Annotated in this window: 11 protein-coding genes; 3 read left to right on the forward strand and 8 right to left on the reverse strand. The window is 71.0% G+C overall.

Annotated elements, in window-relative coordinates:
• Positions 1-219 precede the first annotated feature (219 nt).
• From mmsB to AB0K03_RS38115, 7 genes are all read right to left on the reverse strand, one after another.
• Positions 220-1,470, reverse strand: a complete 1,251-nt coding sequence (gene mmsB, locus AB0K03_RS38085; RefSeq protein WP_364696000.1) for a multiple monosaccharide ABC transporter permease — start codon at positions 1,468-1,470, stop codon at positions 220-222.
• A complete protein-coding gene (gene mmsA, locus AB0K03_RS38090; RefSeq protein ID WP_364696003.1) occupies positions 1,467-2,984 on the reverse strand; it encodes a multiple monosaccharide ABC transporter ATP-binding protein in 1,518 nt (505 codons plus the stop codon). The genes mmsB and mmsA overlap by 4 nt, the downstream gene beginning before the upstream one ends.
• 23 nt (positions 2,985-3,007) lie before the next feature.
• Positions 3,008-4,135 (reverse strand): multiple monosaccharide ABC transporter substrate-binding protein, encoded by a 1,128-nt coding sequence (chvE, locus tag AB0K03_RS38095; RefSeq protein ID WP_364696006.1) that lies wholly within the window; start codon positions 4,133-4,135, stop codon positions 3,008-3,010.
• Between the two features lie 115 nt (positions 4,136-4,250).
• Positions 4,251-5,738 carry an L-arabinose isomerase gene (araA, locus tag AB0K03_RS38100; RefSeq protein WP_364696009.1) on the reverse strand — a complete coding sequence of 496 codons (1,488 nt, stop codon included), beginning with the start codon at positions 5,736-5,738 and terminating at the stop codon, positions 4,251-4,253.
• Positions 5,735-6,403 carry an L-ribulose-5-phosphate 4-epimerase gene (locus AB0K03_RS38105; RefSeq protein WP_364696127.1) on the reverse strand — a complete coding sequence of 223 codons (669 nt, stop codon included), beginning with the start codon at positions 6,401-6,403 and terminating at the stop codon, positions 5,735-5,737. Before AB0K03_RS38105 ends, araA begins: the two co-directional genes overlap by 4 nt.
• Complete coding sequence (araB, locus tag AB0K03_RS38110) at positions 6,403-8,028, reverse strand: ribulokinase (protein WP_364696012.1); 1,626 nt, start codon at positions 8,026-8,028, stop codon at positions 6,403-6,405. Before araB ends, AB0K03_RS38105 begins: the two co-directional genes overlap by 1 nt.
• A 166-nt stretch (positions 8,029-8,194) precedes the next feature.
• Positions 8,195-9,208 (reverse strand): LacI family DNA-binding transcriptional regulator, encoded by a 1,014-nt coding sequence (locus AB0K03_RS38115; RefSeq protein ID WP_364696015.1) that lies wholly within the window; start codon positions 9,206-9,208, stop codon positions 8,195-8,197.
• Between the two features lie 240 nt (positions 9,209-9,448).
• Between AB0K03_RS38115 and AB0K03_RS38120 the strand changes: the two genes are divergently transcribed.
• Together AB0K03_RS38120 and AB0K03_RS38125 are read left to right on the forward strand one after the other, a co-directional pair.
• Positions 9,449-10,960, forward strand: coding sequence for a DUF2252 domain-containing protein (locus tag AB0K03_RS38120; protein WP_364696018.1), 1,512 nt, complete (start codon positions 9,449-9,451; stop codon positions 10,958-10,960).
• The gene (locus AB0K03_RS38125; protein WP_364696021.1) at positions 10,957-11,364 is read left to right on the forward strand and encodes a TIGR03618 family F420-dependent PPOX class oxidoreductase; all 408 of its coding nucleotides are present in this window, start codon (positions 10,957-10,959) and stop codon (positions 11,362-11,364) included. The genes AB0K03_RS38120 and AB0K03_RS38125 overlap by 4 nt, the downstream gene beginning before the upstream one ends.
• 103 nt (positions 11,365-11,467) lie before the next feature.
• Here AB0K03_RS38125 and AB0K03_RS38130 read toward each other — a convergent pair whose 3' ends face one another.
• Positions 11,468-12,433, reverse strand: coding sequence for a hypothetical protein (locus tag AB0K03_RS38130; protein WP_364696024.1), 966 nt, complete (start codon positions 12,431-12,433; stop codon positions 11,468-11,470).
• Between the two features lie 129 nt (positions 12,434-12,562).
• On the opposite strand from AB0K03_RS38130, the gene AB0K03_RS38135 reads away from it, so the two are divergent.
• On the forward strand, positions 12,563-13,873 hold the full coding sequence (locus AB0K03_RS38135) for an acyltransferase (protein ID WP_364696027.1): 1,311 nt from the start codon (positions 12,563-12,565) through the stop codon (positions 13,871-13,873).
• The last annotated feature ends 69 nt before the right edge of the window (positions 13,874-13,942 follow it).

Genomic DNA, 13,942 nt, shown 5'->3' on the forward strand with positions numbered 1-13,942 from the left:
CGCAGCCCTGATCTACGACGAGCAGCTGAACCCGAAGGGCCAGTACGACGTGCTGCAGCAGGATCTGGCGCTCGCCTCGGGCGCCCCGCACCGCTACGGCCGGGGCATCGGGCACTGAGCATGCGAAAGGGTGGTGGCCGCTCGGCGGGGCGGCCACCACCCTTTCATCCCCTTTTCACCCTCCGGCCGGCGCCGCTCGCACAGCGCCGGCTCGGACACTCAGCGGGAGGCGCCGGAGCGGCGCTTGGTCCACACGTCGAAGGCCACCGCGGCGAGCAGGACCGCGCCCTTGACGAGCATGACCTGCTCGCTGGGGGCACCGATCAGGCTCATGCCGTTGTTGATGACACCCATGATCAGGCCGCCGGTGATCGCGCCGACCACCTTGCCGACGCCGCCCTGCACCGCCGCACCGCCGATGAAGGCGGCCGCGATGGCGTCGAGCTCGAACGCGTTGCCGGCGGTCGGGTTGGCCTGGTTCAGCCGCCCGGCGAAGATGATGCCGGCGAGCGCGGACAGCACGCCCATGTTGACGAAGAGCCAGAAGACGACGCTCTTGACCTTGACGCCGGAGAGCGTGGCGGCCTGCAGGTTGCCGCCCACGGCGTAGATCTGGCGCCCGAAGACCGCTCGGTTGGTCATCACCGAGTACCCGATCACCAGCACCGCCAGCAGCACCAGCACCCAGGGCAGGTTGCGGAACCGGGCCAGCTGCACGACCACGAACATGAGGATCACCGAGGCGATCGCGATCTTCGCGATGAACAGCGGCAGCGGCTCGACCGCCTGCAGGTACTGCTGGCGGGCCGCCCGGGTACGCCACTGGGTGTAGACGATGGCGGCGACGGCGAGCAGGCCGACGAGGATGCTGAAGAAGTCGGCGCCGCCGAGCGCGCCGAGGCCGATGTTGCCCAGGTAGCCGTCGGTGAAGCCGTTGGCCAGGGTCCGCACCTCGTCCGGGAACGGGCCGATGCCCCGGTTGCCCAGGATCATCAGCGTGACCGCCCGGAACAGCAGCATGCCGGCCAGCGTGACGATGAACGCCGGGATGCCGAAGTACGCGATCCAGTACCCCTGCCAGGCGCCGATGGCGCCGCCGAAGATCAGCGTGACGATGAGGGCCAGCGGCCAGGGCACGTCCCAGTTGACCATCATGACCGCGGCGAACGCGCCGGTCGCCGCCACCACCGAGCCGACCGAGAGGTCGATGTGCCCGGCGATGATCACCATGATCATGCCGATCGCCAGGATCAGGATGTACGAGTTCTGCACCACGATGTTGCTGATGTTCTGCGGGGCGAGCATGTCGCCGCCGGTCAGCACCGTGAAGAGCAGCACGATCAGCGCGAACGCGATGTAGATGCCGCTCTGCCGCAGGTTGAAGTTGAACCGCCGCGGCGAGTCGCCCGGCTCGGACGCCGAGGGCGTGCCGAGCGCCAGGTCGGCGTTCGTGGGTGCCACGCTCGTCACGGCGCGACCTCCTGTCCGATGGTCATGAGGGTCATGAGGCCTTCTTGGGTGGCGTCGGCGCGGGACACCTCACCGGTGATCCGTCCCTCCGACAGGGTGTAGATACGGTCGCAGAGACCGAGCAGCTCGGGCAGCTCGCTGGAGATCACGAGCACGCCCTTGCCCTCGTCGGCGAGGCGGTTGATGATCGTGTAGATCTCGTACTTCGCGCCCACGTCGATGCCCCGGGTGGGCTCGTCGAGGATCAGCACGTCCGGATCGGTGAAGATCCACTTCGACAGCACGACCTTCTGCTGGTTGCCGCCGGAGAGCTTGCCGGTGACGCTCGCGACGCTGGGCGCCTTGATGTTCATCGACTGCCGGTACTCGTCGGCGACCTTGAACTCCTCGTTGTCGTCGACCCAGCCGCCCTTGGCGAGCTTGCGCAGCCCGGCCGCGGAGACGTTGCGCTTGATGTCCTCGATGAGGTTGAGGCCGTAGCGCTTGCGGTCCTCCGTCGCGTACGCGATGCCGTGGTCGATGGCGTCGCGGACCGACCGCAGGTGCACCTCCTTGCCGTCCTTGAAGACCCGGCCGGAGATGTTCGCGCCGTACGAGCGGCCGAAGACGCTCATCGCCAGCTCGGTGCGGCCGGCGCCCATCAGCCCGGCCAGGCCGACGATCTCGCCCCGGCGCACGGTGAGGTTGGCGTCGCGGACGACGACCCGGCCGTGCTGGGTGGGGCTGTGCACCGTCCAGTCCTCGATGCGCAGCACCTCCTCGCCGACGTGCGACTCGTGCGGCGGGAACCGGTGGTCGAGGTCGCGGCCCACCATGCCCGAGATGATCTTGTCCTCGGTGACCTCGTCGTCCACGATGCTCATCGTCTTGATGGTGCGCCCGTCGCGCAGGATCGTGACCCGGTCCGCGATGGCCATCACCTCGTTGAGCTTGTGCGAGATGATCACGCAGGTGATGCCCTGGTCGCGCAGCCCGCGGAGCAGGCCGAGCAGATGCTCGGAGTCCTCGTCGTTGAGCGCCGCGGTGGGCTCGTCGAGGATCAGCAGCCGCACCTCCTTGGAGAGCGCCTTGGCGATCTCGACGAGCTGCTGCTTGCCGACGCCCAGGTCGATCACCTCGGTGGTCGGGTTCTCCCGCAGGCCGACCCGGCGCAACAGGTCCGCCGCCGCCGCGTTGGTCCTGTTCCAGTCGATGAATCCCCGGCTGGCCTGCTCGTTGCCGAGGAAGATGTTCTCCGCGATCGACAGGTTGGAGGCGAGCGCCAGCTCCTGGTGGATGATGACGATGCCGCGGCTCTCACTGTCGCGGATGCCGGAGAACCGGCACGGCTCGCCGGCGAAGATGATCTCTCCGTCGTACGAGCCGTGCGGGTACACGCCCGACAGCACCTTCATCAGCGTGGACTTACCGGCGCCGTTCTCCCCGCAGATCGCGTGGATCTCGCCCTGGCGCACGTCCAGCGTGACGTCCTGCAGGGCCTTGACGCCGGGGAACGTCTTGGTGATGCCCTGCATGTGAAGGATGGTGTCGGCGCCGGTCACTTCAGGTCGGCCTCGGTGTAGTAGCCGGAGTCGACGAGCTCCTTCTTGTAGTTGGTCTTGTCGACGATCACCGAGTCCAGCAGCATCGACGGGACGACCTTGACACCGTTGTTGTAGTCCTTGGTGTTGTTGGTCTGCGGGGTCTGGCCCTTGAGCACCGCGTCGGCCATCTCGACGGTGGTCTTGGCCAGCGCCCGGGTGTCCTTGTAGATGGTGCTGTACTGCTCACCCTTGATGATCGACTTGACCGACGCCTGCTCGGCGTCCTGGCCGGTGACGATCGGGTACGGCTGGCCGGCGGTGCCGTAGCCGTTGCTCTTCAGCGCCGACAGGATGCCGATCGACAGGCCGTCGTAGGGCGAGAGCACACCGTTGACCTTGGCGCCGCTGCGGTACGTCGAGGTCAGCAGGTTCTCCATCCGGTCCTGGGCCACCTTCGGCTGCCAGCGCAGCGTCGCGACCTGCTTGAAGTCGGTCTGGTTGCTCTTGACGACCAGGGTCTTGTCGTCGATGTACGGCTGGAGCACGCTCATCGCGCCGTTGAAGAAGAACGTGGCGTTGTTGTCGTCCGGCGAACCGGCGAACAGCTCGATGTTCAGCGGGCCCTTCGCGCTGCCCTTGGAGCCGTCGGCGTTGAGCACCTTGAGCCCGGTCAGCAGCGACGTCGCCTGCTGCACGCCCACCTTGAAGTTGTCGAAGGTGGCGTAGTAGTCGACGTTGGGGCTGTTGCGGATCAGGCGGTCGTACGCGATGACCGGGATGTTGGCGGCCTTCGCGTTCTCGAGCTGGGTGGTGATCGCGGTGCCGTCGATCGAGGCGATGATCAGCAGCTTGGCGCCCTTGGTGATCTGGTTGTCGAGCTGCTGCGTCTGGGTCGGGATGTCGTCCTCGGCGTACTGCAGGTCGACCTTGTAGCCCAGGCCCTCGAGCTGCTTCTTGACGTTGTCGCCGTCGCTGATCCACCGCTCCGAGGACCGGGTCGGCATGGTCACGCCGATGAGCGCGCCCTTGTTGTCGGCGGCGCCGCCCTTCTGGTCGACGGTCTTCTCACTGGATCCACAGGCGGCCATCGCCGCCGCGAGCGTCATGGCCGTGGCCACGGACGCAAGCCGGGTGAACTTCATCGTTTCTCCTTCATATGGCTGCGATGGACGCGCACAAGTGGGACGACTTTCCCGCACGTCCGATCAGAAGTGAACAGGTACGGACACGGTTGTTAGCGGGGCGTTACCTTTGGGATCACCTGGGGAACTGCCGGTAATACGCCTGGTTCCAGCGGACCCGGTCGGCGAAGTCGTGCGTGGTGGTGCTCTCGTCGATGACGAGCAGCTCGGTGTGCACCATCGTGGCGAAGTCGCGCAGCGTCTCCACCCCCACCGCCTGGGTCAGCACGGTGTGGTGCGGGCCGCCGGCCATCAGCCACGACTCGGCCGAGGTCGACAGCGACGGCGCGGGCTTCCACACCGCCCGCGCGACGGGCAGCTTCGGCAGCGGCTCGTCCGGCGGCGTCACCTCGATGGTGTTGGCCACGAACCGGAACCGGTCCCCCAGGTCGGCCAGGCCGATCACCACGCCCGGGCCCGCGGCGGCGTCGAAGACCAGGCGTACGGGGTCCTCACGGTTGCCGATGCCCAGCGGATGGATCTCGCACGACGGGCGGTCGGCGGCGATGCTCGGACACACCTCGAGCATGTGCGCGCCGAGGATCTTCTGCTCCCCGGGCCCGAAGTGGTACGTGTAGTCCTCCATGAACGAGGTGCCGCGCCCGGTCGCCGTACCCATGGCCTTCACGGCCGCGAGCAGCGCCGAGGTCTTCCAGTCGCCCTCGCCGCCGAAGCCGTAGCCGTCGGCCATCAGCCGCTGCACGGCCAGGCCCGGCAGCTGGCGCAGGCCGCCCAGGTCCTCGAAGTTCGTGGTGAAGGCGCCGAAGCCGCCGTCGGTGAGGAACTGGCGCAGGCCGGCCTCGATGCGGGCCGCGTAGCGCAGCGACTCGTGCCGGGCGCCGTCGCGGGCCAGCTCCGGCGCGAGGGTGTACGCGTCCGAGTACTCGGCCACGAGGGCGTCGACCGCGGAGTCGCCCACCCCGTCCACGACCGCGACGAGGTCGTTCACCCCGTACGTGTTCACCGAGACGCCGAACCGCAGCTCCGCCTCGACCTTGTCACCCTCGGTGACCGCGACGTCGCGCATGTTGTCGCCGAAGCGGGCGAGCCGCAGGCCGCGCAGGTGCGCGGCGCCCGCGGCGGCGCGCGCCCAGCCGTCGATCCGGGAGACGACCGTGGGGTCGGCGGCGTGCCCGGCGACGGTCTTGCGGGCCACGCCGATGCGGGTCTGGATGTAGCCGAACTCCCGGTCGCCGTGCGCGGCCTGGTTGAGGTTCATGAAGTCCATGTCGATGGACGCCCACGGCAGCGTCTGGTTCAGCTGGGTGTGCAGGTGCAGCAGCGGCTTGCGCAGCGCGTCCAGGCCGGTGATCCACATCTTGGCCGGCGAGAACGTGTGCATCCAGGCGATCACGCCGAGGCAGGCCGGATCGGCGTTGGCGTCGATCATGACCTGGCGGATCGCGCCGCTGTCGGTCAGCACCGGCTTGCCGACGATCTCGGCGCTCAGCCCGCCCGCGACGAGCAGCTGCTGGATCTGCTGCGACTGGGCGGCGACCTGTTCGAGGGTCTCCGGTCCGTACAGGTGCTGGCTACCGGTCAGGAACCAGATCTGCGGCTTCACTTGGCGGGCTCCTGTCCGTAGACGTTCTGGTATCGGGCGTACAGCGCGTCGATGTCCGCCCGGTCGATCGGCACGGGTTCACCGATCTGTCGGGAGATGTGCACGGTCCGGGCGACGTCCTCGCACATGACCGCGGCCTTCACCGCGGCCTTCGCGTCCCGGCCGATCGTGAAGACGCCGTGGTTGCGCATCAGCACCGCCGGCGAGCGGTGGCCGCGCAGCGTCTCGACGATGCCCCGGCCGATCGAGTCGTCGCCGATGAGCGCGAACGGCCCGACCGGGATCTCACCGCCGAACTCGTCGGCGATCATCGTCAGCACGCACGGGATCGCCTCGCCGCGCGCCGACCAGGCGGTCGCGTACGTGGAGTGGGTGTGCACCACCCCGCCGACCTCCGGCATGTGCTTGTACACGTACGCGTGGGCCGCGGTGTCGCTCGACGGGCTCAGCTCCCCCTCGACGAGGTTGCCGTCGAGGTCGCAGACGACCATGTTCTCCGGGGTGATCTCGGCGTAGCGGACCCCGGACGGCTTGATGACCAGCAGGTCCTCGCCGGGCACCCGGGCCGACACGTTCCCGGCGGTCCAGACGACCAGCTCGTTGCGCGGCAGCTCGGCGTGCAGGTCGGCCACCTGCTTGCGGATCTCCTTCAGCACGCTCGTGATCACGCCGCCACCGCCCGCCGGCGAAGGGCCCGCAGCTTGCGCATGACCTTGTTCTCGCCCCGGCCGAAGTAGTCGTGCAGCCGCGTGTACTCGGCGAAAAGCTCGTCGTAGACCTCGCCTGCCGCGGGGTCGGGCTGCCACACCGCCTCCTGCTTACGGCCCATCGCCGTCGCCGCGGCCCGCACGTCGGGGTACGCGCCCGCGGCCGCCGCGGCGTGGATCGCCGAGCCCAGCGCCGGCCCCTGATCCGAGCCGATCACCGACAGCGGCCGCTTCAGCACGTCCGCGTAGATCTGCATGACCAGCGCGTTCTTCATCAGCCCGCCCGCGACGACGAACTCGCGCACCGGCACGCCCGCCCGGTCGAACGTCTCGACGATCGTCCGGGTGCCGAACGCGGTGGCCTCGATGACCGCCCGGTACACGTCCTCCGGCCGGGTCGCCAGGGTCTCCCCCACGACCAGCCCGGACAGCTCGTGGTCGACGAGCACCGAACGGTTGCCGCTGTGCCAGTCGAGGACCAGCAGGCCGTGCTCGCCGGGACGCTGCTTCGCGGCCAGCTCGGTGAGCTGCTCGTGCGTGTACGTCGGCGGCACGTAGTGCGCGAAGATGTCCCCGACGCCGCTCTGGCCGGCTTCGTAGCCGTACAGCCCGGCGACGATGCCGCCTTCGACCACGCCGCACATCCCGGGCACCGTCGCGACCTTGTCACCGTTCATGACGTGGCAGGTGGACGTTCCCATGATCGCGACCATCTGCCCCGGCTCGAGGGCCTGCGCGGCCGCGGAGGTGACGTGGGCGTCGACGTTGCCGACCGCCACCGCGATGCCCTCGCGCAGCCCGGTCCACTCCGCGGCCCGGGCGCTCAGCGTGCCGGCCGCGTCGCCCAGCTCGCCGATCGGCTGGTCCAGCTTCTCCGCGACGAAGCCGGCGAACGCCGGGTTCAGCTCGGCGAGGAACTCCTGCACCGGGTAGTGCCCGTCCTGGCGGATGCCCTTGTAGCCGGCCGTGCAGGCGTTGCGGACGTAGTCGCCGGTGAGCTGCCAGACGATCCAGTCGGCGGCCTCGACCCAGCGGGCCATCGCGGCGTAGATCTCGGGGTCCTCCTCGAGGACCTGCAGGCCCTTCGCGAACTCCCACTCCGAGGAGATCAGCCCGCCGTAGCGGGCCAGCCACGGCTCGCCGCGCTTCGCGGCGAGCCGGTTGATCCGGTCCGCCTGCCCCTGCGCGGCGTGGTGCTTCCAGAGCTTCGTGTACGCGTGCGGCCGGCCGGCGAACTCGGGCAGCTCGTCGAGCGGCGTGCCGTCGGCGGTGGTGGGCACCATCGTGCAAGCGGTGAAGTCGGTGCCGATGCCGATGACCTCGGCCGGATCGATGCCGGCGGCGGCCACCGCGGCGGGCACCGCGGTCTTGAGCACCTCGACGTAGTCGGCGGGAACCTGCAGCGCCCAGTCCGGGCCCAGCCGGGTGCCGCCGGGCAGCGCCTCGGTGAGCACGGCGTGCGGGTACTCGTGCACGGCCGACCCGAGCTCGGCGCCGTCGGAGACGCGGACCACGACGGCCCGGCCGGACAGGGTGCCGAAGTCGACGCCGATCACGAAGGACCCGGACGGTGCGACGGACATGGTGAAGTACCTCCGCGGAGGGGGGAACCGGCGTGTCACAGACCACATGCCGGTCGGCGTGCGTCGAGTGTGAACGCTAACAATTCTGGTGTCAACGGGTCGGCGGCAACAAGGTCGCAATCTCGCGGAAATGGCGGGCCGGGTTGCCCCTCGGGGCAGCCGGGGGTCAGGCCGGCGGTGCGACGCTGGCGCGCTCGACCAGGGTCGGGGCGATCACGACCCGGTCCGGCGTGGTGGTCTCCGCGGTGATCTGCGCGAGCAGCAGGTCCAGGCCCGCGTGCGCGACCGCGCCGAAGTCCGGCCGTACGGTCGTCAGCGGCGGGATGAAGAACGCCGCCTCCGGGACGTCGTCGAAGCCCACGACGCTGACGTCCCCGGGGACCCGGCGGCCCCGTTCGCTGAAGGCCCGCAGCAGGCCCAGCGCCTGGTGATCGTTCGCCGTGAAGACCGCGGTCACCTCGGGCATCCGGGCCAGCATCTGACCGGCGTCGTAGCCGGACGCGGCCGACCAGTCACCCGGGACCAGCGGCGGCACCTCCGCGCCGGCGTCCTCGAGCGCGGCCCGCCAGCCCTCGATCCGCCCGGCGGCGTCGTACCAGTCGGCGGGCCCCGAGACGTGCCAGACCGTACGGTGCCCGGCGGCGAGCAGCCGTTGCGTGGCGAGCCGGGCCCCCGCCGCCTGGTCGACGATGACCAGGGCGTGCGGGCGGCGCGGGTCGCCGTCGATCGTGACCAGCGGCACCCCGGCCGGCATGTCCTCGAGCGCGTCGTCGGCCGAGGCGACCGGCGCAATGACGACGAGCCCGGCCACCCGCTGGTCGAGGTGCCGCTCCACCGCCCCGGCGATCGACTCGCGGTCGAGCCGGCCCACGCTGCCCACGCTCACGGCGAAGCCGGCCTCCGCGGCGGCCTGCTCGAACGCCGCCAGCAGCGAGGCCGGGCCGTACAGGGTGCTGTTCTGCGCCACCACGCCGATGAGCTGGGACTTGCCGGTGACCAGGGCGCGGGCCGCGCGATTGGGGCGGTAACCCAGCTCGGCGATGGCCGCCCGCACGCGCAGGCGGGTCTGCTCGCGGACGTTCGGATGGTCGTTGAGGACCCGCGAGACGGTCTGGTGCGAGACCCCGGCGAGCCGGGCCACGTCGGTCATGGCCGGGCTGCGGGTCGCCCTGACGTCCATCACCACTCCATCCCGCCGCCTGACGGCGCCCGTTCGTGCGGCCGCCGGCAGACCGGCGCCACCCAGCGACCGGGCACGCAGCTCACCGCTCCGGGCCGGATCGTATCCCCGGGGCACGGGTGGCTGTGGACCCGGTGTGCGTCCCGGTATCCGGACCCGCGATGCATTGTTAGCGATAACAAGATCCGCGTCAACCACCCGGCGCTTCCGGGCGGCCCCGGGTGCGTACGCTCGGTAGCGATGGACGCGAGACCCGTTTCCCCGCCCACCGCCGGCCCGGCGGAGCCCGCTTCTCCCCCGGTCACGGAAGGTTCTCCCGCCCCCGCGGCGGGCGATGCCGTCCCGCCGACCGGCCACATCGTGCTCGACGGCGGGCGCGACGACGGGTTCACGTCCCTGCGCCGGCCCGGCCGGCCCCGCGCGGAACGCTACGAGCTGGGCCGCTCCCTGCGCGACCGCTCGCCGCGCTCCGACCTCGCGCACTGGAAACCCGCGCCGGACCGCGCCGACCCCGTCGACCAGATCATCCAGGCGCATGAGGGGCGGCTGGACTGGCTCGTCCCCGTCCGCGTCGGGCGCATGATCTCCTCGCCGTACGCGTTCCTGCGCGGCTCGGCGAACATCATGGCGGACGACTTCGCGAGCCTGCCGCGCACGGGCATCACCCCGGTCATCTGCGGCGACGCCCACCTGGGCAATTTCGGGTTCTACGCCTCCCCGGAGCGGGAGCTGGTCTTCGACCTCAACGACTTCGACGAGGCGCATCCCGGCGCCTGGGAGTGGGACCTGCGCCGGCTGGTGACCAGCGTGCACGTCGCCGGGCGGCAGAACGGCTTCCGCGAGCACGACTGCGCCGATGCGGTGCAGCACTGCGTGCAGGAATACCGCGAGCAGATCGGCCACCTCGCCGAGATGCCGCTGCTGGCCCGCTCGTTCGACACCGTCGACGTCGACGATCTGCGCAAGGCGGCCAGCAAGGCCAGCTTCAAGGACGAGATCGAACGCGCCGCGCGCCGCGCCCGCCGCCGCACCAGCGACCGCGCGCTGCCCCGCTTCACCGAGCAGCGCGACGGCACCGTACGCCTGGTCGAGGAGCCGCCGCTGATCACCCGGCCGACCGACGCCGACCTCGACCACCTGGCCGCGGCGCTGGACGGCTACCTGAACACGTTGCCGCCGCACTGGGCGCGCATTCTCGCCGGCTACCGGATCGTCGACATCGCACACAAGGTCGTCGGCGTCGGCTCGGTGGGGCTGCGCGCGTACGTGGCGCTGTGCGAGGGCAGCAGCCCGGACGACGTGGTGTTCCTGCAGCTCAAGCAGGCCCGCCGCTCGGTGATCGCCAAGCACCAGCACGGCGCCGCCGCGTGGCACCGCCATCAGGGGCAGCGGGTGGTGGAGTATCAGCAGGCCCTGCAGACGGTCAGCGACCCGCTGCTCGGCTGGACCACGGTGGGCGACGTGCAGTACTACGTCCGGCAGTTCCGCGACATGAAGGGGGCGATCCTCGTCGAGGACATCAACGCCTCCGCGCTCGAGGACTACGCCGGGATCTGCGGCTACCTGCTGGCGAAGAGCCACGCCCGCACCAGCGGCGCGTCGATGATCGCCGGGTACGTCGGGGGGAGCGACAAGGTGGACGAGGCGCTGGGCAAGTTCGCCCGCGCGTACGCCGACCAGGTGGAGAGCGACCACGAACGGCTGGTGGCGGCCGTCCGCGCCGGCGTCCTGCCCGCGGAGACGGCCCGGTGAGCGGGCCGGTGGATCTGCGGTCGCCCGCGCTGCTCGAGTTCTGGACCGCGCGGCATCTGTGCACGTTCACCACGCTGCGCCGGGACGGCTCGCCGCATGTCGTGCCGGTCGGCGCGACCCTCGACGTCCCCGCCGGCCTGGTACGGGTGACGGCGTCGCGCACCTCGGCGAAGGTCCGGCACGTCCTCGCCGGCGGCACGCGCGTGGCGATCTGCCAGGTCGACGGCCGGCACTGGAGCACCGTCGAGGGTGCGGCGGTCGTCCGCGACGACCCGGCCGCGATCGCCGAGGCCGAGCGGCGTTACGCCGAGCGGTATCGCCAGCCGCGGCCGAACCCGGCCCGGGTGGTCATCGAGGTGACGATCACCAAGGTGCTCGGCTCGGTCTCGCTCGGCGGAAGCTGATCCCCGTCCCGGCGCGGCAGCCGGGCCGGGACGGCCGCGTCGGCAGGGCCCGGCGGCGGTACCCCGCCGTCGCGAGCCGGACGTGTCCCGGCCGGCCCTCTGGTCACTGGAAGCTGACCAACTCCGGGACGTTCTTGAACTTGAGCAGGTCCTTGGCGCCGTACCGCTTGATGTCCTCGTCGTAGAAGAGCTTGTAGCCCAGGTGGAACTGCTGCGGGCGGCGGAGCCTGTTCCAGGTGGCGTCCTTCTCCGAGCGGGTGCCGAAGCCGTCGACGTGCTGGACCATGGCCAGGCCGGGCCGCTTCTGGATGCGGGCGACGTCGGGCAGCATCGACGAGCGGAACTGGTGCAGCACGAACAGCTTCTCCGGCAGGTTGTGCCGCTTCACCAGGCCGGCGACGTAGTCCGAGACCCGGTTGACCTCGGCAGAGCCGACCCGGCCGATGGTCTTGCCGGGGACCTTGCCCTTGGGCATGCGCCACTCCGGGTCGAGGGCGAGCCCGACGTGCGGCTGGACGAGGAACCGCTCCAGCTGCCGCGCCTGGGGCAGGAAGTCGCCGCGGCCCGGCTGCAGGTCGAGGATCACGAGGACCTTGTTGCGTCTGGCCTGGTCGACGTACTGCTGGATCTTGTTCATCGCGATCATCTGGCTGTAGTCGCCGTCCTTGCCCGGCCCGGCCTGGGCGACGCTGGCGATCAACTCGTACGCCACCTGCACCTTGCGGCCGCCGGCGAAGGGTTTGGCGGCGGCGCGCAGCTTCGGGAGCATCTTGTCCGGGCTGCCCTCGCCGAGCACGCCCAGCGTGGCCGTTCCGGCCGTGCCGTAGTAGGCGACCACGCGATAGTCCGGGAAGATCTTGGTGCCGCCCAGCGGAAGCTGCGCGGCGGGCGTGGCACCCGGCCCCGCGCTCGTCGACGCGGCGGGAGACACCGACGGAGTGACCGGCGCGGGAGCCGAGGCCGGCGCGGAGGCCGGGCTCGGGGCCGCCTCGTCGGCGGACGGCTCCTCGGTGCCACAGGCGGCGAGGGCCGCCACGGCCAGAACGGTGACAGCACGGCGCACCAGCACATCGACCTCCTCGTCTGCGAGCTCGGGCCACCCTACTGCCGGACACCGACAAGACCGTCCCGGGTACCCGGGACGAGGTAGGTATTCGGGCTCATCCGTGCAGGCCGGCGCCACGAAAGAGTGGCTGCCATGACCTCCGCCACGCTGCTGGCCGCCCGTACGCCGGCCACCCGGGACCGCTACGCCGACCTGCTGAGGGTCGCCTCGCTCGGCACCGTGATCGCCGGACACTGGCTCATGGCCGTACCGGACGGCGCCCGGATCACCAATGTGCTCGCCGTCGTACCGATCCTGCAGCCGCTCACCTGGCTGCTGCAGGTCATGCCGCTGTTCTTCCTGGTCGGCGGTTTCGCGCACGCGACGGCCTGGGCGTCGATCCAGCGTCGCGGCGGCGGGTACGCCGACTTCGTGCGTACGCGGTCGGCCCGGCTGCTGCGCCCCGCCGCCGTGTTCCTCGGAGTCTGGCTGGTGATCGCGCTGGCGGCGGCTTCGGCGGGACAGGACCACGGCATCGTGCGCGTGGCCCTGCGTACGGTGGTGCAGCCGTTGTGGTTCCTGGGCGTCTATCTGGGACTGGTGGCGCTCGCGCCGGTCATGCTGCGGCTGCACCGGGCTTTCGGCGTACGCGTGCCGGTCGTGTTGTTCGCCGCGGCCGCCGTCGTGGACCTTCTGCGATTCCACGGGTACGCCGGAGCCGCCACGCTCAACCTCCTGCTGGTGTGGGCGGCGGTGCACCAGCTGGGCTACCTGTACGCCGACGGCACCCTCCAGCGGTACGGCCTCCCGCTCGCCGTCGGCGGCATGACGACGCTGCTGCTGCTGACGACCGTGGGCCCGTACCCGACGTCCATGGTGGGTGTTCCCGGCGAGGCGGTGTCCAACATGTCCCCGCCCACGGCGGCCCTCGCCGCCCACGCGGTGTGGCTGACCGGCCTGGCGATGCTCCTGCGCGGCCCGGCGACCCGCTGGCTGGCGCGCGCCCGGGTGTGGCGTACGGTCGTCGCCGCCAACCGCCTGGCCATGACCGCCTTCCTGTGGCACCTCAGCGCGGCGTTCGTCCTGCTCGCGGTCTTCCGGGCGGGCATCGGCGGCGCACCCGGAACGACGTCGTGGTGGCTGACCCGGCCCGTGTGGCTGGCGGCGGCCGGCGCGATCACCGCGGCGCTGGTGTCGGCCTTCCGGCGGTTCGACACGCCCGGTCCGGCGGAGATCACACCCGGGGCGTCGACGGCCCGGGCGGCGCTGGGTACGGCCCTGTGCACACTCGGCGTGCTCGGCGTGTCCGCGGTCGGCTACGGCGGCCTGCTGACCGGGAAGGCGGCGACGCTGCTCGTGGTGCCCGTCACCGCTCCGGTGTCGCTGGCGCTGCTGGCCCTCGGGGCGGCGCAGCTCCGAAGCCGTGGGAACTGTCAGAGGGCGCGGGTAGCGTCGCCGGCATGAGCAATCTGCAGGCGGATCCCGAGGTCGGCGGCCACGTCGCGGAGGTGCTGGAGGGCGCGCCGGTCGCGC

The sequence above is a fragment of the Actinoplanes sp. NPDC049316 genome, from assembly GCF_040677315.1.
Classification (GTDB): domain Bacteria; phylum Actinomycetota; class Actinomycetes; order Mycobacteriales; family Micromonosporaceae; genus Actinoplanes.

What these genes read in the sequence shown, in the direction of transcription:
- mmsA (WP_364696003.1), bottom strand. Translation starts at nt 2,984, where the DNA reads ATGCAGGGCATCACCAAGACGTTCCCCGGCGTCAAGGCCCTGCAGGAC.
- chvE (WP_364696006.1), bottom strand. Translation starts at nt 4,135, where the DNA reads ATGAAGTTCACCCGGCTTGCGTCCGTGGCCACGGCCATGACGCTCGCG.
- araB (WP_364696012.1), bottom strand. Translation starts at nt 8,028, where the DNA reads ATGTCCGTCGCACCGTCCGGGTCCTTCGTGATCGGCGTCGACTTCGGC.
- AB0K03_RS38115 (WP_364696015.1), bottom strand. Translation starts at nt 9,208, where the DNA reads ATGGACGTCAGGGCGACCCGCAGCCCGGCCATGACCGACGTGGCCCGG.
- AB0K03_RS38120 (WP_364696018.1), top strand. Translation starts at nt 9,449, where the DNA reads ATGGACGCGAGACCCGTTTCCCCGCCCACCGCCGGCCCGGCGGAGCCC.
- AB0K03_RS38135 (WP_364696027.1), top strand. Translation starts at nt 12,563, where the DNA reads ATGACCTCCGCCACGCTGCTGGCCGCCCGTACGCCGGCCACCCGGGAC.